This is a genomic window from Streptomyces sp. NPDC058371 (genome assembly GCF_042723265.1).
Classification (GTDB): domain Bacteria; phylum Actinomycetota; class Actinomycetes; order Streptomycetales; family Streptomycetaceae; genus Streptomyces.
Genome location: NZ_JBHXJC010000003.1, coordinates 453690 through 477269 on the forward strand (window position 1 = coordinate 453690; position 23580 = coordinate 477269).

Here is a 23580-nt window from a genome sequence, read left to right on the forward strand (position 1 = left end):
GACCAGTGCGCCTCTGCACTCTTCGTACCGACACCGGCGACGACGTCGGCATCTCGGTGCCCGGCGGAATCGCCGCGCTCAGCCTCGTCAACGTGACCGCCGGAACCACCTACGGCCCCACCATGCTGGACATCATCCAGAAGGGCGAGGCCGTCGCCCTCGCGGCCACGGTCGCCGCCCTGCCTGACATCGATGTCGCCGCCGTACGGGCCGAGCCGGAGTTCGGGCCGATCTACCGGTACCCCCCGAAGCTGTGGGGTGTGGGCCTGAACTACGTGCGCCACGCCGACGACCTGGACGTACCGCAGCCGACCGACGCCCCCGGCTCCTACCTGCGGCCGCCCTCCACGGTGATCGGCTACGGCGACGACATCCTGCTCCCCAGCCAGTCGCAGCGCGTCACCGCCGAAGCCGAGCTCGGCGTGGTCATCGGCACCACCTGCCGTGACGTGGCACCCGAGGACGCCTCGTCCGTCATCTTCGGCTACACCGCCCTGCTGGACATGACCGCCGAGGACGTGATCCGGGTCAACCCCCGCCACATTCCGTGGGCGAAGGCCTTCGACACCTTCTGCAGCCTCGGCCCCTGGGTCGTCACCCCCGACGAGATCCCGGACCTGTCCGCCGTGCGGATCTCCACCGTCGTCAACGGGAAGACGATCGCGTCCAACCAGGTGTCCGCGATGAAGTACGACCCCTACTGGCAGGTCGGCTACTTCTCCGGCGGCATGCTCCTCGAAGCCGGAACCGTGATCGCCACGGGCACCCCCGGCGCCGGCGTCATCCACGACGGGGACACGGTGGAGGCCCTGGTCGAGGGCGTCGGCGCCCTCCGTAACGCGGTCAAGCTCAAGGCCGCCTAGACCAAGGGGAGTTGAGCGAGGTTGACCTGTGCTCGGTGCCGACGGGATGACGGCACCGAGCACACTCATCGGACGGTCGGGCCGGCATGGCCGGGTGCGTCGTCGTTGCGAATGACGATGCACCCAGCACAGCCTTGAACCCGTGATCCCCGTCGATCATGTTCGGACGCCGGCCGAGGAAGCACTCCACGGCGTCGTGGAACGGCCGTGGATCGGAGTGCGCAGCCACATCGGTACCGCGGGGCCGCCCGAGAACCGGGCCGCGGGCTCGTTCAGGTGGATCTCCTCGTCCCCGTCGCCGGCGCATTTGGCCTCGATGCGGCCCGGTCCATAACGGATGTCGAACGCGGCGAGCACCTGGTTGCAATACCGTTCCACCCGGGCGTGGTCGGGATGGGTGCCGTCGATCTGGACAATGTCCCAGAGGGGAAAATCGCAGTCGCGGTCACCGGGCCGCCGGTATTCCCAGATGTCGATCAGCCGGCGTTCGCCGTCGGCGCTGCGGAATTCACCGCGTACTCACGCCCGCGCACATATTGCTCGACCAGCCATTCGGTGACCGGCTGGTCGAGCCAGTCAACTACCAATTCCTTGGTCGCCTCGTTCAGTTCCGCCGCTTCACCGATGACCAGGACGCCGTAGGACCCCGAGCCCATCGTCTGCTTCACGATGACGGGAGGGGACGACGACCGCAGGTCCAACCCGGCCGCACGGACCTGCCGTACGGCGTCGTCCACGTCGTCGGCGTGCAGCGACAGCTCACCGTCGGAATCGACGGGCAGGGGCGCGGCTGTGGACGGCGGACCTGTGGAGAGCGAGACCACGCGGAAACCCAGATCGTGTACGGCGTCCCTGTACGCGCGTCCGTTCCTGCTGTCGGCCGGGTCGATCAGCAGGACCACCGGGTCCCTCGATTTCCACCAGAACTCCTCTCCGTAGCGGCGACGACTACGACTAGCGCGCGGCCATGGCGTTGGCGGCCTTGAGCACCATGTCCTCCGCGGGGTGGACCCGGTCGATGTCGGCGACCGCGGCCATCAGCTCGAAGACGTCGACGTTCGCGGTCTTCGCACACCTGCTGATCAGCGGAAAGAAGCTGGAGTGCGTGCGGGTGACACCGCCGACGAGCTGGTACGTGCGGTCGTCGTGCAGTCGCTCCAAGGGGCGGACGACGGACTCGCTCAGCTCCGCGAGAGCCCGGAAGTCGTACGTGGTGGCGCTGCCCTGGGTGTGGAGGGTCGCTGCGAACGTCTCGGTGACGGTGTTGCCTGCCCCGCGGCCGATGCCGTCGAGCGTCGTGTCGACGAACCGCGCTCCGCTCATCGCCGCCGCGAGGGCGTTGGCGTTGGCCAGGCTCAGGTTGTCGTGCCCGTGGAAGCCGAGCGGAACCGTCACCGACTGGCCAACCTTCTCGAACAGTTCGGTGATTTCCGACGGCAGGTAACCGCCCACCGAGTCGACGAGGTAGACGGTGTCGGCGCCGTACTCCGCGCACTGGCGGACCGCGTCCGTGACACCGTCGGCGCCGAGTACGTTCGTCTTCATGAGGTTGGCGAACGTCGTGATGCCGAGGTCCTTGGCGAGGGCGATGAAGGCCTCGGCCGGTTCGACGGCGGAGATGTCCACACCGACCCGGACGAATTGCATGCCGGCGGCCACGGCTTGTCTGAGGTGATCCAGCTCGGCGATTCCCGGGATGCAGAACATCCCCCAACTCGCGTTCGTCAGCGTCTCGGACGCGATGCCGAAGCACTGTGCGTCGGAGACAAGGGTGGAATGAGCCGTGTGCTCGGCGGCGTTGAGGCCCATCCCGTGACCCAGCTCGACGAACCGGACACCTGATGCTTCAAGACCGGTCAGAACGCTCTTGATCGTATCTTCGGTGAACTTGAAGTCCACAGCGTAACTACCATCACGGAGCGTACAGTCCAGTATTTCGACTGCTGATGATCGCCCGTCCTTGGCGACCATCGGCGATGTCTCTGACATTGAACACCTCAAGCAGAGAAGTATGGGGAAAACGGTGTTTCGACACTAGCCGAGAAGTGCATATCCGCCAGCGGCAGAATCCCGGCAGAAAAGCGCGGATTGACGCACTCAAATGCCTCCTGGGAAAGTGAGGAATGGCAGGGGAGAAGAAAGGAGGGCAGAGTGTGCCGGTCAGTGGCCGCCGCCCGATCGGAGATCGCCGACAAACGTGTCGAAGCGGGAGCGGTAGGAGCCGAAGCGGACCTGGTCCAGGTCGGGGTCACGCCCGGCGGAGCCGTCGATCTCGATCTCGGAGAACCAGTCGACGTCGGCTGCGAAGCCCGCGCAGTCCACGCGCGACAGCCGGAACCGATCGGCATCCTGGACGAACCCGACCCGGACGTAGGCGAGTCCGAGTTCGGTCGCGACGGACTTCGCGGGGGCGGACAGCCGCTCGGCGAGCGCCCCCTCCAGCCCGGTCGGCTCGCCGTCGACACACACCACCACGTGCTCGACGACGTCCTCGCCGAGCCATGGCTGCACGAGGACGGTCACTTCGGACGCACCCGTCAACTGGCGGAGGGCGGTCAGCCTGCGTTCGCTCTCCGCGACGAAGACCCGGTCACCAGGCCGGCGGACCGCCGGGCACACCGCCGCCGGGAACTCCAACCCTCAGTCGGCCAGACGCAGTCGGTCGCGATGGACCTCGATCTCACGGGTGCACAGCCGCACCGACGGTGGCGTGCGCACCTCGCCGAGGTCGAAACCCAGGAGCGGCACCATCGTGTCGCTCCAGGTGATCGAGTGCACGGCGGGCACGGTGACCATGAACCCGGTGGCTTCGAGAATCCCGATGCCGCTCAACAGGCGCCAGGCGCCAGGCGTCCGGCCCTTGAGCGGAGCCGCTGAGCGAACCGGTGCGGAAGAAGGTGTCGTGCGGGTCCACGCGCACGCCCCGCACCCGCACGACGGCCGCAAAGAGCTCAGTCGTCCAGCACGGCCAGTGCCCGCGCGGGCGCGCCGTCGCCGCCGAGGACGTTGAGCACGCCGACGAACAGCGTGCTCCATCGGTCCGAGACCTCCCGCAGCACGAGGTTCTCCACGATCAGCGTGCCGGCCCCCAGCAGCGTGCGGTGCACGTCGTAGGGGAAGTTCGCCGGGCGCATGCTCATCGGCAGATCGGGGCTGATGGTGTCCATGCCGATGAGGCGAAGCCCTGCGTCCACGACCCATTCCGCCGCGTCGACCGCGAGGTAGGGATGGCTGTCCATATAGGCCGGCTCGCCGTAGCGGTCGTCCCAGCCGGTGCGGATCAGCAGGGCGTCGCCGGGTTCGAGGTCGACGGCGGACTTCAGGTCGGCCGCGGTGATCGGGACGGGCTCGTCCCGCAGTACCTCGATGCAGTACGCCCGGCCGACCAGCGTCGACACCGGCAGCTGGTCGAGCGTGGCACCGTCCTCGACGAAGTGCGACGGGGCGTCCACGTGAGTGCCGATATGGGTCGGAATGTTCAGTCGCATGACCCGCATCCGGTCTTTCGCCCAGGTGCTGGTGGGCGTGAATTCGGGGGCCGGGATCGTGCGCGCGTGCGGCATGCCCGTCTCGAGCGGGCGGGAGAGATCAACTGTGTGTGGCATGCGGTGCCCACTCCTTCGATTCGGGTTAATTGGCTCGTCCGTCTTCCTGCACCCCGTAAATGCGGCGCAGCCTGCGGTGGGAGATGGTCTCCTGGAACGGGCGGCGACCGTGGAGCATCCGCCGGTTGTCCCACAGCAGGCCGACGCCACGTTCGAGCAGCACGGCCTCCGCGTTCACAGCGGCGGCGGCGGAGACCTGGTCGAATTCGTCCATGGCCGCGAGAAGCTGCGGCGGCACCGGAGTTTCCTCGGCGGCGAATGCCTGCTCGATGTACATGCGGACATAACGCAGCTCGTAGCCATTGTCCGTGTGCGTCAGCACGGGCTGCCGTTTGATTTTGACGCCCGCCATCTGGTCCTTCACGTCGAACGGAACGGGCCGGCTCAGTTCGGCGACGTGCGCCGGGTCAATTTGGGTGAGCTGCTGAACCAGGTTTTCGACGTCCATCAGCAGCGTCTCCCCACCCGTCGCGGAGGACAGGCCGAACAGAAACGCGACGTCGGGCAGCTGCGGCAGCAAAGTGCCATCGGTGTGGTAGTTACCCGTTTTGTTCGAGTTCGAGTAATGACTGGTCGCCGCGGCCCCGGCCTTGACCTCGACGGGATAGATGAGTTCACCGGAGCTGTACTGCGGAACCGGGCGGAAAAGCGTCGTGAAAAAGTTCCAGTAGAGGGTGCTGATGTCGTGGTCGCTGAGTCCCTCGGGGGCGACTCGCACGACGGCGCCTCCCGCGTCCTTGCTGATGGCCGCCGCTATGTCGTTCCGCAGCGCCAGAATCTCCGTACTGGCCGTCGAGAAAGTCTCGGTCGGCCACTTGTCCAGAGGTGTGTCCGTGTCTATTTCCCGCGCCAGCAGCGCCGAGACCGCCGCGCCGGGGATCGTGAACTCCGGGATCGTGAATTCTGTTGCCATCGTGACTCTGCCCGTTTCTATGAGGAGATCAGTGCGACTTGGTCTGCGATCAGGTGTCTTTCACGCATCGAGCGGCCACTTCCGGTAATGGCCCGATGGAATGCGCAGCACATCACGCTCGACAAGTTGCCATTCGCTGCGCACAGGCGGTTGCTCGGTCCTGCGACGTTCGCCCATCCGGCTCCGATGGAAGTCGATGACATCGGAGGAGAACCTGAGCCGGCCGGTGTTCAGATAGCGCACCGCACCGTGGACGTCCCGGGCCGTCAGTACATCGCCGCGGTTGTAGACGCTGGGCGAGAAGGGCACGTCCAGGAAGCCGCGCGCGAACGCCTTCACCACACCGTCCGTGAGGCTGCCGTCGCCGGCCAGCAGGACACTCTCGAGGATCTGGTCCACCTCGGCCCGCAGGACGGTGGCCTCCTCGCGGACCGTCCGCTCGTCCACCTCGATGTTGTGCGCCTCCGACGCGCCCAGCAGGCTCAGCTGCAAGCCCTCCTGGTTGTCGGAGACCGAGGGAATGGTGGTTGCCTCGACCGGTGTCTTCACGATCAGCCGCGAGGCCCCGGACAGCCGACCCGTGGCGGCCGAGGCCACGATCAACTGCGTCGCCCGCGCCCGGTCCTGCGGAAACGCCGCCATGTGCTGGTGGAACACGACGTTTACCTGAACTCCCGGATATCCCAGGTTGGCCAGATATTTCTGGCCCAGTTCGCGCAGGACCCTGATCGCCGCGATGTCCTGGGACCGATTTCCCTGTTCGGCGTATCCGAGCGAAACCGATCCCACACCCTGGGCGGCCGCCAGCATCGCCTCGATCACGTTGACGACGATCGCCAGACTCGGCGGGATCAGGACCGCGGTGAGGGTGCCGAAGAATTCACGGTCGATGACCACGCCGAACTTCTCGCGGTAGAGACCGACCAGCCGGTCGACGTACTGCCACCTTCTGAGCGACTGGGCCAGTGAGTAGTCCTTGAAATAGGGAATGTTGTAAGTGATCGCGCCACCCTCGAAACCGGTGACGCCACCGGCGCACGAGATCTCGGCGAGAAGTCGCGGGTCACGTGTGCTGTGGCGGGTCTGGAGCGGTGTCCGTACCTCCGAGATCACCTGCCGGAGTACGTCGACCCCGTGATTCACCATGGGAAAACCATTGAGCGTGGAAGCACCGCGTTCCCGGCTCTCCGCGATCGCGTCCCCGGCCTTCTGGTATTCGTTGTTCCTGGTGAGCGAATCGATCTGGTAGGACAGCACGTCCGCACCGGCCCGACGCAGGGCCACGAAGGCCGTGCGCTGCTCGGCGGCGACTGCCACGCCCGAGCGCGGCTGCACCAGGAACGGCCGTTCTCCCCGGGGGCGCGGTGAGTGCGCGTGAGCGAACGACGGCTGGCGGAGGAGGAAGGCCGCGTTGTCCGCCAAGTCCCTTGCCCGTGCGCCGGTCGGCCAGGATTCCAGGACCTCGGGTCGCTGCCGTCGCACCTCGTCCAGGGTGAGCCGCTGGTCGGGCGGCGCCGTGCCCGGCTCGGTGGGCCAGGGGGCGGCGGCCGGTTTGCCGCGCACCACCGGAGGCCTGGTCAGCAGGTCCTCGGTCAGCACCGAGAGAACCGTGGGAATGTCGACGTACGTCGGAAAGACTCGTCGAAAGCCCAGCCGGCGCGCTTCACCGCGTATTCGTTCGGAACTTCCCACGTCCAGGTTTCCACCGGCATACCAGAGCGTATCGATGTCGGGATATCTGAGCATGAGGTCCGGAAACTGCTTCAGATAGTGGCGCAGATGACCGTCCATGCACGAAACCATTACGACATCAGCGTCCGCCGCATGCCGGAAAAAGTCGTCGAGGTTGTTCTGCGTGCCCATGAAATCGACCGCATGGCCGGCCTCGGTGATGGCGTGCTTCAGCAGTGTGAGACCCACCGAATGAGCGTCGGCGCCGATCCCACCGAGCACGATCGACCGTGGCGTCGGCAATGTCTCTGACATTGAATACCTCGAGCGGAGAAGTGCGGGGCAAGTGTGGTGTCGACACTAGCCAGGAAGTGCACATGTATCAGCGGCAGAAGCCCGGCAGAAGAGTGCGCATTGAGTGGCACAACTGCCTCTCGGAACGACGGGGCATGCCTTGCGGCGAGTGATGGGTGACGTGTACGAATTGGATCGTAAGGATCTGCGGGAGCTGCAACGTTAGGTTGGGAAGGATAATTCGATGGGCGGCATACTCAGCAACAGTCAGGTTGATTTCTACCGTGCGAACGGATTCTGCGTCGTCGACGGAATATTCGACACCGAGCTGATCGAGAAGGCGCGATCCGTCGTCGACGACCTGCTCTCCTCCGCCGACCTCGCCAGTGTGGCCGAGGCGGAACCGGAGGACGGTTCCAAGGCTCGCCGCATCTGGGCTCCGACCTCGCGGGACGAGCTCTTCGCCGGCATCGCGGAGGACCCCCGGCTCCTCGACGCGGTGGAGCAACTGATCGGTTCCGACATCGTGCTCCAGTACTCGAAGCTCAATGTGAAGCCGCCAATCGTGGGCAGCGTCGTCGAGTGGCACCAGGACTTCGCGTTCTACCCCCACACCAACACCGACCTGGTCGCCACGCTGATCTATCTCGACGACGCGACGCGGGAGAACGCCTGTCTGCGGGTCGTCGCCGGTTCGCACCGGCACGGCCTGATCCCGCACGAGGCGGACGGCTATTTCGTCGGCAAGGTCTCGTCACCGGCGGACGCGGGCCTGAACGACCTGGCGATCGTCGACTGCGAAGGCCCCGCGGGATCGGTGGTGTTCATCCACCCGCTGCTCCTGCACTCGTCGGAGAAGAACCTCTCCGACCTGTACCGCCGCGTCTTCATCCCGTCCTACCGCGCTGCCGACGCCCTTCCCGTCTACTACGGCCCGCACGCCGCGCACAACGAGCCGACGGCGAAGCTCGTGCGCGGCAGTGCCTCCAGGGCCGTACGCAGCGAGGCCGGCCAGTGGCGACTCCCCATCGCGGCGGCGGAGTTCAACTCGCTGTACCAGGTCCAGGAGGGCTCACACGTGAGTGACGGGACGAAGTTGTCCACCGGCTACTTCTCCCACGAATACGACACGAAGGACACGGCGGGCTCCACGATGTGAGCCCCCTCCGGCGTGCGGACACCGCCGTCGGCCTGACCTGACCCCCGCATCCGGACGAGAAGCGACATGGAGCATCATGACCAGCCCGCTGAGCGGCACACCCGCTGTCGTGCTGATGGACCCCTGTGGGCCGAGCATGGGTTTCAAACCCCAGGTGGCCGAGCGCGGAATGGCCGTTGTCTCCGTCTACACCATGCCCCGAGAGCACATCCAGGCCAGGTACCCCGACCACACCGTCGGTGACACGGTCACTCTCTACGCCACGGAACTCGACGAGATCCGGGCGCGACTGGCCGAACTGGGCGCCGACATCCGCGCGGTGGTGCCCGCCAACGACGTGGCCGTCGACAAGGCGGACACGCTGGCCGAGGAGTTCGGCCTGCCCGGCAACGGCGCGCGGCTGGCCCTCGCCCGCCGGGACAAGTCCGCGATGCGGGAGACGGCCGCGCGCGCGGGAGTCCGTATTCCCCGCTACGAGATGGTCGAGGACGCGGCCGACATCGCCCGGGCCGCGCGCGAGGTGGGCTTCCCCGCCATCGCCAAGCACACGACCGGGGCCGGGTCGCACGGGATCCGGCTGCTGAGCGAGCCGCAGGACGCCGAGGACCTGTCGGCCCTGCACCGGACCGACCACTTCGGACGGCCGGTCGAAGCCTGGTTGGTCGAGCAGTACGTGCGCGGGCGGGAACTGGGCGTGAACTTCTTCTCGCACGATGGCGCGCACCACGTCCTGGACATCTGGGAATACCGGCAACCCGACAACCGGGATTACTCGTTCCCCTACTGGGAGTGGGCGCAGATCTCCCAGGACGACCCCGACTGGCAGACCGCCGTCGACTACGTACGGCAGGTGCTCGACACGTTCGGCGTGCGGATCGGCCCCAGTCACACCGAGATCAAGATGTCGGCCGGCGAGGCCCACCTCATCGAACTGGGAGCCCGGCTGCCCGCCTATCCCATGATCGACGCGTGGATCGCGCACAGCGATCTCGACCCGCATCGCCAGACCCTGGCCGGCCGGCTGGGCGAGGTGCCGAGGATCGCGACCGAGCCGGTGAAGTTCGACAGCTTCTGCGGCGCCAACGCCATTCGCAACGACGGACCGGCCGGTCGTCTGGTGGAGATCCGCGGGCTGGACAAGGTGGAGCGGCTGCCCGGCGTGGACAAGCTGGTGGTGCGCTACCGGCCGGGCGACATGGTGCCGACGACCACCAGCATTCCGACCATTCCGCTCAGGGTGAGTGTCTCCGCGCCGGACCGCCGGTCACTGATCGAGCGCATGGCCGCGGTCCGCGACACCGTGGAACCCGTGATCGAACCGGTCTGCTGATCCCGATGAAGTTCTTGTCCGCGTATCGGGAACTCTTCGCCCTGCCCAAGTTCGGCTCATCCCTGTTCGCGGCTGTCGCGGGCAAGTTGAAGCCCGGTATCTCCTCGGTCGCCCTCCTGCTCGAGGTCGCGCACTATCGGGGCCTCGGCCAGGCGGCCGTGGTCGTCTCCGTGTCCGCGCTGGCCGGAGCCACCGTCCCGCTGCGGGGCCGGCTCATGGACCGCAACGGCTACGCCCGGGTGATGGTTCCTGGGCTCGTGGCGTACCTGGGCGCGCTGACCGTCCTGGTGCTGAACGAAAGCGCACACGGACCGTTCGTCCTCACACTTGGCTGCGCGTTCGTCGCATCGGCGTCGCTTCCCCCCATCTACATCGTGACCCGGCTGATGTGGCGCGCGATGACCACGGGCGAGCTCCGGAGAACGATCCTGTCGCTGGATGCCCTACTGACCGACGTGGGATACATCGTGGGTCCGACCATCGCCGCCCTCCTGGTGGTGGCCGTGGCACCCTGGGCCGGCCTGGCCGCCTCCGCGCTGCTGACCGCCGGCGCGACCCTCCTGCTGCTCACCCGCAAGCTGCCGCACCAGAGCCGACAGCCGCGGTCCGTGGAGCGCCACTGGCTGGGCCCGCTGCGCGACCGGGCGGTGCGCCGGACCATGGTGGCGGTGGTGGCCTTCTTCTTGGCGGTCCGCGCGATCGAACTGGCCTTTCCCGCCTGGGCCCAGCAGCACGACGCACCGGTGATGAGCGGAGTGCTCCTCAGCTGCATGTCCGTGGGAAGCATGGCGGGCGGCCTCGCCCTGGGAGCGTTGCCGGCGGGCAGGTCGAGCCGGGCCACGTTCCCGGTCACGCTGGCCGTGCTGTCCGTGGGCACCCTGCTGGTGGCGGCGGCCAGCTTCATCGGGACGGCGGTCCTGATCCTGGCCGCGGCGGTCATGGGCATCGCGGTGGGCCCCAGTTTCGTGGCCCTGTGGGCGACGGTAGGCGAACTGTCTCCGGAGAACCTGGCCGCGGAGACCCAGTCGTGGATCAGTTCGTTCATGTCCTTGGGCGGATCCGTCGGGGCAGCGCTCGGCGGCCTGGTCATCCAGGCACTGGGACCGGGGGCGCTGCTGCTTCTCGCGGCAGTGGCCCTGGCCCTCGCGTCCGGGCTGGCGCACCTGGCCATCAAATCCACATCAGTGACGTCTGAACAGGTGCCGGGAATCGATACCCATCGCGCCGTGACCACGGAGGTGCAGTGACTCGTCAACGGGTAGCTCTGGTGAGCCATGTGAGTTACGACGCCTACCGCCACGACGACGGCAGCCCCTTCTTCCCTCCGGACGAATTCGACATCACCCTTCTCGCGCGCCCCCGCGACATCGCACAGCTGACTCCCGGCCAGGTGAGCCGCAGCATCCCGGTGGACATCCACCCCTCCGGCGAACTCGCGGGGTCGCTGCCCGAGTTGCTCGGTGACTTCGAGTTCGACTGGGTGGTGGCGACCCAGGAGCGGCTGCTGCTGCCGGCCGCGCGGCTGCGCGAGAGCATGGGCGTCGGCGGTATGGGAACGGAGCACACGCTGCTGCTCCGCGACAAGACGGCGATGAAACGCCACTTCTCGGCGCACGGAATCCGGGTCCCGGAGTTCATGGAAATATCCGAACCCGGCCAGGCGGCAGAATTGCTCGACAAGTTCGGCCAAATCGTCATCAAGCCCGTCCTCGGCTCCTCCTCCTTGGACGTGCACATCGTGCGGGACCAGAGCGAGTTGAAGAGCTTGCAGCAGCAGGGGTTCGCCAGTACGGACCGTTACGAGGCCGAGGAATTCATCGCCGGCCGCCAGTTCCACATCGACAGCGTCGTCAACAACGGTCTGCCGGTTGCCACTTCCGTCTCGCAGTACCTGGACTCGCACGAGGCGTTTCCGCTGAACGGTCAGGTCCGGTCGCACACCCTCGACGACGGGCCGGACCTCGAACTCCTGCTGGAGTTCAACCGCGCGGTGCTGGCGTGCATCACCTGGTTCAGTGGCGTCACACACCTCGAAGTGTTCCTCGACGACCGCGGAAAGCCGGTGTTCTGCGAATTGGGTGGCCGCCCCGGCGGCGCCGGAATAGACACCACATTTCGGTACCGTCATGGGATTTCGCTGCTTTTCGCCAGCATCCTGCCGCAGATCGGACGCACTGTCCCGGACCGAGGACATCAGGCGCCCGTGGATCAGCCCGCGACCGGCTGGTCCATGATCTACCCGCCGAGGCTGGGCCGCTTTCGTGGCTTCGACGCGTCTCCGCGGGCCGAGTGGCTGCTCCGGCTCACGGCGCCCTACCGTCCGGGCGAACTCGTCAGGAGACCCAGGCAGGCGAAGGACGCGATCGCGGTCGCGTCCGTCCGCGGCAAGGACTCACGTGAAGTCGTCGACCGGCTCGCCGAGGTCAAGAGCGAACTCGTCGTCTCCATCACCCCGGAGTGATCGGCCAGGACACGGCTGAGACACCGCCTCACCGAGGTGTCTTCGCTCCCGCCGTCGTTTCTTCCCACACTGCATGGGCCGCCCGCAGAAAGGCGTCGTTGTCCGACGGCGTCCCCACGGAGGCGCGCAGTCGACGCGGTACACCGTGGTCGCGGATCAGGACTCCGTGGTCGAGCTCGCACGGCTCCCCACCGTTGCTCGCAGCGGCGTGTGTGCCATATGTGTGCTGCGAGGGCCCTCCCGCCCGTGGGACGGAAGGGCCTCTGAACAGGCCTTTTGCTGTGCCCCCGGCAGGATTCGAACCTGCGACACCCGCTTCAGGAGTTCGATCCGGGCCCGCTCCGGCTGCTGTAGTCGACTGGTGCGGCGGCCGGACAGAGTCGCTGGTGTACGCCCCCGTCCGGCGTCGTTGATGTCAGCCGTGGATGTCAGCAGCTTCTGAGGGGAGAGCATGGGTGTGCATCTGTGATCACCGGGGGGTGGAGGCGAATCTGTCGTCGATGTCTGGGATCCAGAAGCAGATCTCCAACGTCTTCAGGCGGTCCCAATGCCGCACGCGGCGCCCTTGTCTGATTGCGGCAGTCAGGCTTACGAGTAGCAGTGCCGCACAAATTCCTGCCAGCACACGATCGGGTCCCGCGACGAGCTCGATCACCGCGACGACGAGCGCGAACACCAGGGCGAGGGCCGAGTTCCGCAGCATCAACGCGAGGCCTTGCAGCCGAGTGATCTCGCCCGATGCTTCCTTGCTGTGGAGTTCCACTGCAGCCAACAGCAGAGATGCATCGGTGTGCACGAAGGCTCGGTCCCGCGCTTCGGGCACTCTGGTCACGAATTCCTGACGAGCGTTCTCAACGCTCCAGTTCCAACGCGGTGCGACCTTGTCCAGGAGAGCACTCAGAGGATAGGCGAGATGCCCCAACAGGTAACTGGCAACAGCGACTCCGACCACCTGGAGCACTGACGGTGCCGAGGCCAAACTTGTGAGATCGATGATGTTCAAGCGGGCGAGCGCGTAAATGATTAAGGACAGATGCAGTACTCCGGGTATCCCATATGTGAACAGATCGAAGATGCCCACGGCTAAGGTCACGATGCTCCCCCTGACTCGCCAAGGCCTCTGACTCTAGTGAGTAGAGGCCAGGCAGTGTTCTGATGGGTCGAGAGCTTCCCTGCCTGGCCATGACGCGGAAGTGCCGCGAGCACCGCTCCCAAGCCGACGGTTCTGGTTCGTGGGCGACTGAGCGATCTTGAAAACCGTCGTCGCAGCGATGTGACCGTGGGTTCAAATCCCACACCCACAGCAGGTGAACGGCCCCCGACCAGGTGAATTGGTCGGGGGCCTCCTCATGCCTGCTGCCCGTCAACTGGAGGCGGCCGCCTGATGGCCGGTCAGCGCAAGCGGAACCCCAATGGCGCGGGGACGATCACCAAGCGCAAGGACGGCCGGTTTCAGTGCGCGGTCTACGTGCTCCAGCCGGACGGCACCCGGGCTCGCAAGTTCGCCTACGGCAAGACCTGGGCCGAGTGCGACGCGGCGTCGCCGACGTACGGCGCTTCCTCGTCCGCCTGGAGAAGGAGGCCACCGCGGCAACGGCCAAGGAGCCGCACCGTGTTCTGCGTTCCGCTCTGTCTTCCGCCTGCTGAGAGGAACTGATTACGCGCAACGTCGCCAAGCTCGTCGAGCCGCCCCGCACGGACAACCGGGAGCTGATGCCTTGGAGCCTCGACGAGACGTTGGACTTCCTTGCGGCGTCTCGCAGAGATCCGCTCTACGCGGCCTTCGTGCTCGCCATCGCGATGGGGCTCCGGCGGGGCGAGATCATCGGGCTCCGTTGGTCGGATCTCGACCTCGACAACCGCATCTTGTACGTGCGCCAGCAGACCCAGCGTCGCCGTGGCGTCCTGTACGACGACGATCCCAAGAGTCGCCGTCGCCGCGTCGTTCCGCTGCCCGCGCTCTGTATCGCCCCGCTGCGCTGGCACCGGATGCGACAGTCAGCCGCACGCGTCAAGGCGGGGGAGCAGTGGCACGAGTCCGGCTACGTCTTCACCACCCGCACCGGTCGCCAGGTCGAGCCGCGGAACGTCTACCGCTCCTTCACCCGCGTCGCCGAATCCGCCGGCCTTCGCGTGATCCGGCTGCATGACGCTCGGCACGGTACGGCGACCCTCCTTACAGCTGCCGGAGTCGCACCCCGCGTGGTGATGGAGATCCTCGGGCACTCTCAGATCAGCATCACCATGGACGTGTACACGCACGTCGTGCAGGACACTCAGCGCGAGGCCATCAGTCACATGGATCGGCTGCTCAAGCGGCGGCCGGTTGTGAGTGAACGCCCTCGTTGATGTCAAAAGTGGATGTCAAAGGCCCCGGACCATGATCGGTCCGGGGCCTTTTGGCTGGTGCCCCCGGCAGGATTCGAACCTGCGACACCCGCTTTAGGAGAGCGGTGCTCTATCCCCTGAGCTACGAAGGCGGGCGGATCTCGGTGAGACCCGGCGACCAGCCTAGCGGATGTGCGGGCGCGGTCGGAAAGGTTCTGGTTCGCCCAGGTCAGGGGAAGGTCAGGGGCAGTGCGAGGACCTGGGGGCAGGTCAGGGGCGGCGCGGGGGCAGTGTGAGGGCGGTGTGGGGTCAGACGGGTGGGACTCGGCTGAAGCGGCCCGCTACGCGTAGGTCCGTTTCGATGCGGGTCGCGGCGGTGTGGAGTTCCGGGAGGACCTCCTCGACGCACTGCTCGGGGGTGCGGCGGCTGCTGTGCATGGCGACGTTCACCGCGGCGACGACCCGGCCGGTGCGGTCCCGTACCGGTACGGCGATGGAGCGCAGCCCCTGCTCCAACTCCTCGTCGACCAGGGCGAATCCCTCGTCCCGTACCTGGCGGAGGGTGGCCCTCAGCCGCGCGGGGTCCGTGATCGTACGAGGGGTCAGCGGGGTCAGGGCAGGGAGCGAGGGGTCGGGGAGGTCGGCCAGCATGACCCGGCCCAGGGAGGTCGCGTAGGCGGGCAGCCGGGTGCCGACCGTGACGTTCACGCTCATGACGCGCCGGGCGGCGACCCGGGCCGTGTACTGGATGTCGTCGCCCGCCAGGACCGCCAGCGAGGCCGAGTCCTGGAGCCGCTGCGAGAGCGCCGTGAGGTACGGGTGCGCGATCTGGGGGAGGGACAGCCGGGACAGCGGCGGGAAGCCGAGGCCCAGCACCCGCGGGGTCAGCCCGAACACGCGGTCGTGGGACGTGACGTAACCGAGGTGCTCCAGGGTGATCAGGGCGCGGCGCGCCGTGGCCCGGGCGAGCCCGGTGGCCTGCGCGACCTCCGTGAGGGTCAGTTCCGCGCGGCCCTCGCCGAAGGCGGTGAAGACCGTCAGACCGCGGGCCAGTGACTCGACGAACTCGCGGCCCAGTTCCTGCTTGGACGCGCCCGTCCACATGGCGAGGCCCGAGCGCGTGGCGGCAGCAGGCCCGGTGCCCGGCGCCCGGTCCGACTCCCGGCGCAACTCCTCCTCCATCGCGCCCACCGCCACCCGCAGCCGTGGCAGCAGCGAGTCCCGCAGGTCCGCCCCGGTGTGCCGGCTCGTGTGGCTCACCACGCTCACGACACAGGCGATCCGGCCCGAGCCGGGGTCGCGTACCGGTACGGAGAGCGCCACCAGACCCGGCTCGATCAGCTGGTCGTCCAGTGACCAGCCGGCCTCCCGGGCCTCGGCCGTACGCCGCTCGAAGTCGTCCCCGAGGGTGGCGGAAGGCGACACGCTCCGGGCGGCCGCCGTCCCACCGGACCGGGGGACACCCCGGCCCGCACCGCCCGCCGCGTCCGCGCCCCGCGCCTCGCCGTCGTCCTCGTCCGCGTCATCGATCGGGCGGCTCCGTGCCGGCACCGCCGGGAAACCGCGGTCCTCGGGGTCGGCCGCCCGGCGCGTGTGCCAGCGGGCCCAGGCCGCCGCGTCCCACTCGGTGGCGAACAGGGGCCCCGGCGCGGTGCGTTCCGCGGGCAGCAGGTCACCGATGCGGAAGCTCAGGGACATCGCGCGGCGCCGGGTGGCCTGGTGGATGAACCTGATCCCGTCGAGGTCGCCGACGGCCAGGGACACCGACTCGTCCAGGGCGTCGGCCAGCGCGTCGGCGTGGGCGTCGAGGAGCCGGGGGAGGCGCAGGGCGGCCAGATAGGCGTTGCCGAGTTCCATCAGGCGCGGCGCGAGCAGGGCGTCCCGGCCGTCCAGACGTACGTATCCCATGCGCGCGAGGGTGGCCGTGATCCGGTCGACGGTGGACCGCGCGAGCCCGGTGGCCCGTTCGAGGCCGCTGAGACTGGACATCCCGTCGGCCTCGGTCAGCCGCCGCAGTACGGCGATGCCGCGCATGAGGGGAGCGACGGCCTCGGCGGGTACGGCGCTGTCGGGTGCCGACGAGACGGGCGAGACGTTCGATGGCATGGGCTCTCCGTTGCGGATCTCTGGTGAGACACCGTAGTGCTTGCCCGTCACCTCAGCAGATCGACGGCGCCCGGTTGATCACCTCGGCCGTCCGGTTCGTGGAGTCGGGGATCCGGCCCCGGTCACGCGGCCGACAGCGGGCGCCCCGGACGAACGGCGGCCCATTCACCGCCGCGTCACCAACACCCGGTAGTCCCCTGCCAGATCCGCCCCCGCGATCGTCACGCGGATGCCGGTCTTCGGGTCCTGGAAGGACTCGCCGGGGGCGAAGGGCGCGTCGGAGAGTTCGGCGTGGACGTTGGGGCTGCGGGTGCAGCCGCCGCTGTCGCGCTGGGAGTCGTAGACGGTGATGGGGCCGTTGCCGGTGTCCACATCGGCGTCGACCTTGTAGATGAGGATGCCGGGGCGGCAGACCGTCTCGTCGTTGCCGGCGCGGGTGCGCAGCTCCAGCGCGTATCCCGTCTTCGCGTCGAGGGGTACGAAGACCAGCTTGGCGCCGCCCTTCGTGGCCAGCGGGGTCAGCGTGTACTCGGTGGTCCCGGGCGCCGCGGCGCAGCGCACCTGCGCCGTGTCGAGCCAGCCGAGCTTCCACTTGTGCCAGCCCAGCAGGTCGTTGTCGGCGCCCCAGTCCTCGCTCATGATGTCCCAGTGACCGACCGCGCCGCCGCCGTCCTGGGTGTAGAGGTCGGGCAGGCCGAAGGTGTGGCCGTTCTCGTGCGGGAGGACCCGGTAACCGGTGTCGGTGTAGGAGCCGGAGCCGTCGTCCTGGCGGCTGTAGACGAAGGACGCGTTGGAGACCGGGACGCCGTCGGCGACCGGAGCCTCGGTGTTGCCGGCGAAGGTCACCGACAGGACGGTGTCCAGCGCGGAGGGTCCCGCGTTCGGGGTGACCAGCACGTTCAGGATGTCGTACGAGCGGAAGTCCACCGTCGGGTCGGCGGCGGCCACGATGTCCTGGACCAGATCGCGGTAGCCGGGGTCGAAGGGCGCGCCGCGTTCTATGCCGTACGCCTTGAAGGACTTGGGCATGCGCAGCCAGTGGGCGACGGGGGCCTCGGGGCGGTAGTCGAGGCGGCCGTACGAGCTGGTGCGGAACCATTCCCTGGTCTTGGGGAAGAACTCCGCGAGGCGGTCGAGCGCGCTGCCCTGTCCGGGTGCGTCGGAGAAGTCGACCATCAGATTGAGGGCGCGGACCGTGCCGGTGGAGCGTGCGTAGCCGGCCGAGGTCGGGATGCCCTCCGACATCTGCACCCCCGTCGCGCCGTTGATCATGCAGGAGCCGAGCGCCGTGGAGCGGGCCAGTGCGATGGAGCCCGCCGCGGTCGAGCCCGCCGTGAGGTGTCCGGTGCCGGCGGAGGTGCTGACCGCCAGCGTCAGGGCGGTCACCGTGGCGAGCGCGGCCACACGGCGCGGGCGTATCCGACGGCTGGTCGGCTGCATGCATGGGCCCTTCGCTCCCCGGCAGCCGCCGGTCTCCGGCTGCACCCTTTCGATCACCCTCGGTCGGGGGATGCGGGGGCGCTCGCTGGAGGAGACCGAACGTGGGTTTGTCGCCCGAAGGCGTGTGATGCAGGTCACATGCGGCTGGGGAAATAACCGGGGACCGTTTCCCCGTTTAGCCAGGTGTCCGAGCGAAACGGGGAAACGATCCCCGGATCGCACCCGGGGGCCACCGGACCGCAGCGGCACCACCGCCGCGCCGGGAGCCATCGGACCGTGACGGCACCACTCGACGCTCCGGAAGCCCGGAGCCACGGAGGCGCCGGACCGATCGGAACAGCAGCATCGAGCAGCACCCGGACAGCACTACGTGAGGAGTACGCCGTGGAGACCGCGACCCCCGTGCAGCGCCGAGCACCCCGGCCGCGCGCCGATGCCCTGCGCAATCGGGAGCGGATCGTCGCCGCCGCGCGAGAGATGTTCGTCGAGTTCGGCGCCGAGGTGCCGTTCGACGAGATCGCCCGCCGGGCCGGCGTCGGCAATGCCACGGTGTACCGCAACTTCCCCGACCGCGACTCCCTGGCGCGGGAGGTCGTCTGCTCGGTCATGGACCGCACCTCGGAACAGATCGAGTCGGCGCTCGCCGAGGGTGGTGACCCGTTCGAGGCTTTGAGCCGCTTCGTGCACGCCGCCGCCGACGAGCGGATCGGCGCCCTGTGCCCGATGCTCTCCGAGGGCTTCGACCAGAACCATCCTGATCTGGTCGCCGCCCGGGACCGCATCACGGAACTGGTCGAGGAACTGATGGGGCGCGCCCGCAAGGCCGGGCAGCTGCGCCCCGACGTCGAGTTCGGCGACATGATGATCGCCCTCAGCCAGCTCACCCGGCCGCTGCCCGGCACCGCGTGCCAGGGCATCGACCGCTTCGTGCACCGTCATGTGCAGCTGCTCCTGGACGGTATGCGGGCACCGGCCCGCTCCGTACTGCCCGGAGTGGCCGCGACCGTGGAGGACCTGCAACGAGCGTGAGCCCTCAGCCCGTCCGGTACGGCCACCGACCCGAACCGCAGTACCGCAGACCAACAGCACCACAGTGACTCGTAGCGCAGCGCCGCTACCGACCCGATCACGGCACCGCGACCGATGAGTTCCGGCCCCGGCGCCGGTCATCACCTCTGACGTCACCACCGACGACAGACTTCACGGCCGTCACCGAGGACGAGCCGTTCCGCTTCCCGGCCGTCACTGTCGACGAGCCATCTCTTTTCACCGACGCGTATCACCGTCTCACCAACAGCTTCTCCTTCACCTTTCCAATTCTGCGAAGTCCCGAAGTGGGTACCCCCATGTCTGAAACAGTCCAGGCCACCGCCAAGGCGGCACCGCCTTCCGACGCACACTCCAACCGCTGGAAGGCGCTCACCTTCATCGCGCTCGCCCAGCTGATGGTCGTCCTCGACGCGACCATCGTGAACATCGCGCTGCCCTCCGCCCAGCAGGACCTGGGGATATCGGACGGCAACCGCCAGTGGGTCATCACGGCCTACGCCCTTGCCTTCGGCGGTCTGCTGCTCTTCGGCGGCCGTATCGCCGACCTGTGGGGCCGAAAGCGCACCTTTGTCGCCGGTCTGATCGGCTTCGCCGGCGCGTCCGCCCTCGGCGGCGCGGCCACGAACGAGGCGATGATGCTCGGCGCCCGCGCCCTGCAGGGGGCGTTCGGCGCACTGCTCGCGCCCGCCGCGCTCTCCTTGCTCGCCGTGATGTTCACCGAGCCCAAGGAGCGCGCCAAGGCCTTCGGTATCTACGGCGCGATCGCCGGTGGCGGCGGCGCCGTGGGCTTCATCCTCGGTGGCGTGCTCACCGAGTACCTGGACTGGCGCTGGACGTTCTTCGTCAACATCCCGTTCGCGATCATCGCGGCCGTCGGTGCGTACTTCGTCATCCGTGAGCCGGCCGGCGGCCGCAACCGCTCGCCGCTCGACATCCCCGGCGTCATCCTCTCCGTCCTCGGTCTGGTCACGCTCGTCTACGCCTTCACCCGCGCCGAGTCCGACGGCTGGGGCGACTCCGTGACGGTCAGCCTGTTCGTCGCCGCCGTGGTGCTGCTCGCCGCGTTCGTCGTCACCGAGACCCGGGTCAAGGCCCCGCTGCTGCCGCTGCGCGTCATCACCGAGCGCAACCGCGGAGGCGTCTACCTCTCGCTCGGTCTCGCGATCATCGCGATGTTCGGCCTGTTCCTCTTCCTGACGTACTACCTGCAGATCGTGAAGGGCTACTCGCCGGTCAAGACCGGCTTCGCCTTCCTGCCGATGATCGGCGGCATGATGGTGGGCTCCACGCAGATCGGCACCCGTCTGATGACCCGGGTCGCGCCGCGCCTGCTGATGGGCCCGGGCTTCCTGGTCGCCGCGGTCGGCATGCTGTTCCTGACCCAGCTGGAGATCGGTTCCTCGTACTCCGCCGTGATCCTGCCGGGCATGGTGCTGCTCGGTCTCGGCATGGGTACGGCGTTCATGCCCGCCATGTCGCTGGCCACGTTCGGCATCGAGCCGCGTGACGCCGGTGTCGCCTCCGCGATGGTCAACACCTCGCAGCAGGTGGGCGGCGCGATCGGCACGGCCCTGCTGAACACGATCGCCGCCTCGGCGACCACCTCGTACATCAAGGACCACATCGCCGGCGCCGCCTCCAAGCCCCAGCAGCAGCTGGTCCAGCTGCAGGGCCAGGTGCACGGTTACACCAACGCGATCTGGTTCGCCGTCGGCATCCTCGTGCTCGCCGCCACGGTTGCCGCCACCCTCATCAACACCGGTCGCCCGGACGTCTCCGCGGTCTCCGGCGAGGGCGCGGACGTCGAGGACGAGCTCAGGGTGCCGGTGGTCGCCCACTGACACCACGTACCCCTGGCACGTCAGGTTCTTCGGGTACTTCTTCGGGCACTTCGCGTACGGGCGGGGGGTGGGGACGCCTCGCCCGTACGACTCCCAGGGTCTGCCCCGGCTCCGCGCTCCGCGGAGCCGGGGCAGACCTGCGTCCGGGGCCCGGGCACGTGCTGGGGCCGCCCGGGCACCTGCCGGGGCCCGCGCACCTGTCTGGGCCCGGGCCGGCGGGTTCCTGCCGGTCCACGGGCCAGGGGAGTCGGGGCTTCCTACCGCAGCCAGGGCAGGTCCGCGCCCGCGTCCTTCGGCTGGAGCCCCTCCGCGACGATCCGCACCGCTTCGCCGAGCGCCTTCAGCTGGTCGGGGTCGAGCCGGTCGAAGAGGGCCTGGCGTACGGCCGCCACATGGCCCGGGGCGGCGCGCCGCAGCACCTCGTAGCCCTCGTCGGTCAGCACCGCGAACTGGCCCCGCTTGTCGGACGGACAGTCCTCGCGCCGTACCCAGCCGTTCTTCTCCAGCCGCGCGATCGCGTGGGAGAGGCGGGAGCGGGTGATCTTCGCCTTCATGGCCAGCTCGGTCATCCGCAGCCGTCTGCGCGGGGCCTCCTCGAGCTGCACGAGCAGCCCGTAGTAAATGTGCGGCATGCCCGCGTCACGCTGCAGCTGGCGGTCGAGGTGGTCCTCGAGGAGGGTGGCGGCTGCCATGTACGCACGCCAGATGCGCTGTTCCTCGTCGTTGAGCCAGCGCGGCTCTTCAGCGGATGCCGTGTTCATGTACCCCACTGTACGAGGTCCCTCCTTGAAACTTAAACAACTAAAGAGTAGGGTGTTCGCTGTAGCTTGAGACTTCAACTATTTGGTCGGTACGGGCGCGAAGTTCGCTGTATGAGCACGAGGATCGCCGTACGAGCGCGAAGGTCCGCGTACGACCATGGAGTCGAGGAGACCGGGTGCGGTCGAGTGCCGGGTCTCCTCGGACCCCGGAGGGAGCCGCCGTCATGTCCGCCGCCACCGAGGAGCGTGCCGTGCGCGAGCGCATGCCCGCCCTCTACCTGAGTCATGGTGCCCCGCCGCTGGCCGACGACCCGGTCTGGCCCGGCCAGCTCGCCGCCTGGTCCGCCGATCTGCCGCGCCCCAAGGCGATCCTCATGGTCTCCGCCCACTGGGAGGAGGCCCCGCTCGCCGTCGGCGCGGTGCAGACCGTGCCCCTGGTCTACGACTTCTGGGGCTTCCCCGAGCACTACTACCAGGTCCGGTACGCCGCCCCCGGAGCGCCGGAACTCGCCGAGTCCGTACACAAGTTGCTGCGCTCCCCCGGCAGGCCGGTGCAGGACGTCCCGGACCGCGGCCTCGACCACGGCGCCTACGTCCCGCTGGTGGAGATGTTCCCCGCGGCCGACATTCCGGTGCTGCAGATCTCGCTGCCGACGCTCGACCCGGTCGAGCTGATGGACATCGGCCGCAGGCTCGCGCCCCTGCGCGACGAGGGCGTGCTGATCGTCGGCTCCGGCTTCTTCACGCACAACCTGCGCGCACTCAGCCAGGAGGGCCGGATCACCTCGGTGATGGCCGAATTCGACGACTGGGGTCGGCGTGCGCTGGACTCGCAGGACCTGGACGCCCTGCTCGACTTCGAGAACAAGGCACCGGGGGGCCGGCTCGCCCACCCGCGCACCGAGCACTTCGCGCCCCTCTTCGTCACCCTGGGGGCGGGCCATGAGGAACTCTCCGCGCAGCGCACGGTGATCGACGGCTTCTGGCTGGGGATGGCGAAGCGGTCGCTGCAGATCGGTTGATGCGGGATCGGTCGATGCGCCGTCGGTTGCCGTGGGGTCGGCTGCCGGGGGGTCGGCTTGCGTGGCCGTCACGCTCCCGGCGTCACAGCTCCTTCTCGTACCAGGCCACATCCCAGTAGCGGCCGAACTTCCGGCCCACCTCCCGGTACGTCCCCACGTGCCGGAACCCGAAGCGTTCGTGCAGTCGCGTGGACGCCTCGTTCGGCTGGGCGATGCCGGCGTAGGCGCGATGCAGGTCCTCGCCGGCGAGCGCCTCGAAGAGGGCCTTGTAGAGGAGGGTGCCGATCCCGCGGCCGCCCGCGTCGGGGGCGAGGTAGATGGTCACCTCCACGGAGGTGGCGTACGCGGGCTTGGGACGGAACGCGCTGGATGTGGCGTACCCCAGAATCCGCTGTGAGTCCGTGTCGGTGGCAACCATCAGGCGGTGCGGGCCGTCTTCCGGGTGGGAGAGCAGCCAGGGCAGACGCTCTTCCGGCGAGAAGGCGGCCGTGTCAAATGTGATGGGCGTCTCACGTACGAAGTGGTTGTAGAGGTCCGTGAGGGCTTCGAGGTCTTCCTCGACTCCCGGCCTGACCTGCACCTCTGTACGTTCCGACGACATCCTGTCCCCCTTTGTGGCGGCACAGGGTACTGCATGATCAGAAAAATCGAGGGGGCCCATGGGAATTCTGTCCGGATTCCAGTCGTTGTTTCCTTCGGATGCCGGGCACCCGGGAGGGTGAGCCCCCAGTTTCCA

21 protein-coding genes, 1 tRNA gene and 1 pseudogene are annotated in these 23580 nt (G+C 68.1%); 9 read left to right on the forward strand and 14 right to left on the reverse strand.

The window, feature by feature from the left end; translation table 11 throughout:
- Window positions 1-5 precede the first annotated feature (5 nt).
- Entirely contained in the window at window positions 6-863 is an 858-nt protein-coding gene (locus tag ACFWM2_RS13535; RefSeq protein ID WP_383277644.1) for a fumarylacetoacetate hydrolase family protein, read from the forward strand.
- 156 nt (window positions 864-1019) lie between these two features.
- Here ACFWM2_RS13535 and ACFWM2_RS13540 read toward each other — a convergent pair whose 3' ends face one another.
- The 8 genes from ACFWM2_RS13540 to ACFWM2_RS13575 form a co-directional block, all read right to left on the reverse strand.
- Window positions 1020-1241, reverse strand: a complete 222-nt coding sequence (locus ACFWM2_RS13540; RefSeq protein ID WP_383277647.1) for a hypothetical protein — start codon at window positions 1239-1241, stop codon at window positions 1020-1022.
- Window positions 1242-1339: 98 nt separating this feature from the next.
- Entirely contained in the window at window positions 1340-1765 is a 426-nt protein-coding gene (locus ACFWM2_RS13545) for an ATP-grasp domain-containing protein (RefSeq protein ID WP_383277650.1), read from the reverse strand.
- A 52-nt stretch (window positions 1766-1817) separates the two neighbouring features.
- A complete protein-coding gene (locus tag ACFWM2_RS13550; RefSeq protein WP_383277653.1) occupies window positions 1818-2852 on the reverse strand; it encodes a hypothetical protein in 1035 nt (344 codons plus the stop codon).
- A gap of 171 nt (window positions 2853-3023) precedes the next feature.
- Complete coding sequence (locus tag ACFWM2_RS13555) at window positions 3024-3386, reverse strand: hypothetical protein (RefSeq protein ID WP_383277656.1); 363 nt, start codon at window positions 3384-3386, stop codon at window positions 3024-3026.
- 117 nt (window positions 3387-3503) lie between these two features.
- Complete coding sequence (locus ACFWM2_RS13560) at window positions 3504-3695, reverse strand: hypothetical protein (RefSeq protein WP_383277659.1); 192 nt, start codon at window positions 3693-3695, stop codon at window positions 3504-3506.
- Between the two features lie 119 nt (window positions 3696-3814).
- Window positions 3815-4468, reverse strand: a complete 654-nt coding sequence (locus ACFWM2_RS13565; RefSeq protein WP_383277662.1) for a cyclase family protein — start codon at window positions 4466-4468, stop codon at window positions 3815-3817.
- A 25-nt stretch (window positions 4469-4493) separates the two neighbouring features.
- Window positions 4494-5381: a TauD/TfdA family dioxygenase gene (locus ACFWM2_RS13570; protein ID WP_383277665.1), complete on the reverse strand. Its 888-nt coding sequence runs from the start codon at window positions 5379-5381 to the stop codon at window positions 4494-4496.
- A 60-nt stretch (window positions 5382-5441) separates the two neighbouring features.
- Window positions 5442-7367, reverse strand: coding sequence for a methylaspartate mutase subunit E (locus tag ACFWM2_RS13575; RefSeq protein WP_383277668.1), 1926 nt, complete (start codon window positions 7365-7367; stop codon window positions 5442-5444).
- 223 nt (window positions 7368-7590) lie between these two features.
- On the opposite strand from ACFWM2_RS13575, the gene ACFWM2_RS13580 reads away from it, so the two are divergent.
- From ACFWM2_RS13580 to ACFWM2_RS13595, 4 genes are all read left to right on the forward strand, one after another.
- Window positions 7591-8505: a phytanoyl-CoA dioxygenase family protein gene (locus ACFWM2_RS13580; protein ID WP_383277671.1), complete on the forward strand. Its 915-nt coding sequence runs from the start codon at window positions 7591-7593 to the stop codon at window positions 8503-8505.
- A 76-nt stretch (window positions 8506-8581) separates the two neighbouring features.
- On the forward strand, window positions 8582-9835 hold the full coding sequence (locus ACFWM2_RS13585) for an ATP-grasp domain-containing protein (RefSeq protein ID WP_383277674.1): 1254 nt from the start codon (window positions 8582-8584) through the stop codon (window positions 9833-9835).
- A 5-nt stretch (window positions 9836-9840) separates the two neighbouring features.
- Entirely contained in the window at window positions 9841-11082 is a 1242-nt protein-coding gene (locus ACFWM2_RS13590) for an MFS transporter (RefSeq protein ID WP_383277677.1), read from the forward strand.
- Window positions 11079-12296 carry an acetyl-CoA carboxylase biotin carboxylase subunit family protein gene (locus ACFWM2_RS13595; protein WP_383277680.1) on the forward strand — a complete coding sequence of 406 codons (1218 nt, stop codon included), beginning with the start codon at window positions 11079-11081 and terminating at the stop codon, window positions 12294-12296. The genes ACFWM2_RS13590 and ACFWM2_RS13595 overlap by 4 nt, the downstream gene beginning before the upstream one ends.
- A gap of 469 nt (window positions 12297-12765) precedes the next feature.
- On the opposite strand, the gene ACFWM2_RS13600 is transcribed toward ACFWM2_RS13595, so the two are convergent.
- Window positions 12766-13389 (reverse strand): hypothetical protein, encoded by a 624-nt coding sequence (locus tag ACFWM2_RS13600; protein ID WP_383277683.1) that lies wholly within the window; start codon window positions 13387-13389, stop codon window positions 12766-12768.
- A gap of 291 nt (window positions 13390-13680) precedes the next feature.
- On the opposite strand from ACFWM2_RS13600, the pseudogene ACFWM2_RS13605 reads away from it, so the two are divergent.
- Window positions 13681-14645 (forward strand): annotated as a pseudogene (locus ACFWM2_RS13605) (tyrosine-type recombinase/integrase).
- Window positions 14646-14700: 55 nt separating this feature from the next.
- Here the strand turns inward: ACFWM2_RS13605 and ACFWM2_RS13610 are convergent.
- From ACFWM2_RS13610 to ACFWM2_RS13620, 3 genes are all read right to left on the reverse strand, one after another.
- A tRNA-Arg gene (locus ACFWM2_RS13610) sits at window positions 14701-14776 on the reverse strand.
- Between the two features lie 157 nt (window positions 14777-14933).
- Window positions 14934-16730: an IclR family transcriptional regulator C-terminal domain-containing protein gene (locus ACFWM2_RS13615; RefSeq protein ID WP_383277686.1), complete on the reverse strand. Its 1797-nt coding sequence runs from the start codon at window positions 16728-16730 to the stop codon at window positions 14934-14936.
- Window positions 16731-16895: 165 nt separating this feature from the next.
- Window positions 16896-18170 carry a M6 family metalloprotease domain-containing protein gene (locus tag ACFWM2_RS13620; protein WP_383277689.1) on the reverse strand — a complete coding sequence of 425 codons (1275 nt, stop codon included), beginning with the start codon at window positions 18168-18170 and terminating at the stop codon, window positions 16896-16898.
- A gap of 384 nt (window positions 18171-18554) precedes the next feature.
- Between ACFWM2_RS13620 and ACFWM2_RS13625 the strand changes: the two genes are divergently transcribed.
- Both ACFWM2_RS13625 and ACFWM2_RS13630 read left to right on the forward strand, forming a co-directional pair.
- Entirely contained in the window at window positions 18555-19199 is a 645-nt protein-coding gene (locus ACFWM2_RS13625; protein ID WP_383277692.1) for a TetR/AcrR family transcriptional regulator, read from the forward strand.
- Window positions 19200-19516: 317 nt separating this feature from the next.
- Window positions 19517-21061, forward strand: coding sequence for an MFS transporter (locus ACFWM2_RS13630; protein WP_383277695.1), 1545 nt, complete (start codon window positions 19517-19519; stop codon window positions 21059-21061).
- 257 nt (window positions 21062-21318) lie between these two features.
- Here the strand turns inward: ACFWM2_RS13630 and ACFWM2_RS13635 are convergent, their stop codons facing one another.
- The gene (locus ACFWM2_RS13635; RefSeq protein ID WP_383277698.1) at window positions 21319-21822 is read right to left on the reverse strand and encodes a MarR family winged helix-turn-helix transcriptional regulator; all 504 of its coding nucleotides are present in this window, start codon (window positions 21820-21822) and stop codon (window positions 21319-21321) included.
- A 224-nt stretch (window positions 21823-22046) separates the two neighbouring features.
- Between ACFWM2_RS13635 and ACFWM2_RS13640 the strand changes: the two genes are divergently transcribed.
- Entirely contained in the window at window positions 22047-22844 is a 798-nt protein-coding gene (locus tag ACFWM2_RS13640; protein WP_383277701.1) for a dioxygenase, read from the forward strand.
- A gap of 82 nt (window positions 22845-22926) precedes the next feature.
- On the opposite strand, the gene ACFWM2_RS13645 is transcribed toward ACFWM2_RS13640, so the two are convergent.
- Entirely contained in the window at window positions 22927-23445 is a 519-nt protein-coding gene (locus ACFWM2_RS13645) for a GNAT family N-acetyltransferase (protein ID WP_383277704.1), read from the reverse strand.
- Window positions 23446-23580 lie beyond the last annotated feature (135 nt).

What these genes read in the sequence shown, in the direction of transcription:
- ACFWM2_RS13645 (WP_383277704.1), bottom strand. Translation starts at nt 23,445, where the DNA reads ATGTCGTCGGAACGTACAGAGGTGCAGGTCAGGCCGGGAGTCGAGGAA.
- ACFWM2_RS13615 (WP_383277686.1), bottom strand. Translation starts at nt 16,730, where the DNA reads ATGCCATCGAACGTCTCGCCCGTCTCGTCGGCACCCGACAGCGCCGTA.
- ACFWM2_RS13630 (WP_383277695.1), top strand. Translation starts at nt 19,517, where the DNA reads ATGTCTGAAACAGTCCAGGCCACCGCCAAGGCGGCACCGCCTTCCGAC.
- ACFWM2_RS13565 (WP_383277662.1), bottom strand. Translation starts at nt 4,468, where the DNA reads ATGCCACACACAGTTGATCTCTCCCGCCCGCTCGAGACGGGCATGCCG.
- ACFWM2_RS13635 (WP_383277698.1), bottom strand. Translation starts at nt 21,822, where the DNA reads ATGAACACGGCATCCGCTGAAGAGCCGCGCTGGCTCAACGACGAGGAA.
- ACFWM2_RS13575 (WP_383277668.1), bottom strand. Translation starts at nt 7,367, where the DNA reads ATGTCAGAGACATTGCCGACGCCACGGTCGATCGTGCTCGGTGGGATC.
- ACFWM2_RS13640 (WP_383277701.1), top strand. Translation starts at nt 22,047, where the DNA reads ATGTCCGCCGCCACCGAGGAGCGTGCCGTGCGCGAGCGCATGCCCGCC.
- ACFWM2_RS13620 (WP_383277689.1), bottom strand. Translation starts at nt 18,170, where the DNA reads ATGCAGCCGACCAGCCGTCGGATACGCCCGCGCCGTGTGGCCGCGCTC.
- ACFWM2_RS13550 (WP_383277653.1), bottom strand. Translation starts at nt 2,852, where the DNA reads ATGTCAGAGACATCGCCGATGGTCGCCAAGGACGGGCGATCATCAGCA.
- ACFWM2_RS13585 (WP_383277674.1), top strand. Translation starts at nt 8,582, where the DNA reads ATGACCAGCCCGCTGAGCGGCACACCCGCTGTCGTGCTGATGGACCCC.
- ACFWM2_RS13590 (WP_383277677.1), top strand. Translation starts at nt 9,841, where the DNA reads ATGAAGTTCTTGTCCGCGTATCGGGAACTCTTCGCCCTGCCCAAGTTC.
- ACFWM2_RS13570 (WP_383277665.1), bottom strand. Translation starts at nt 5,381, where the DNA reads ATGGCAACAGAATTCACGATCCCGGAGTTCACGATCCCCGGCGCGGCG.
- ACFWM2_RS13580 (WP_383277671.1), top strand. Translation starts at nt 7,591, where the DNA reads ATGGGCGGCATACTCAGCAACAGTCAGGTTGATTTCTACCGTGCGAAC.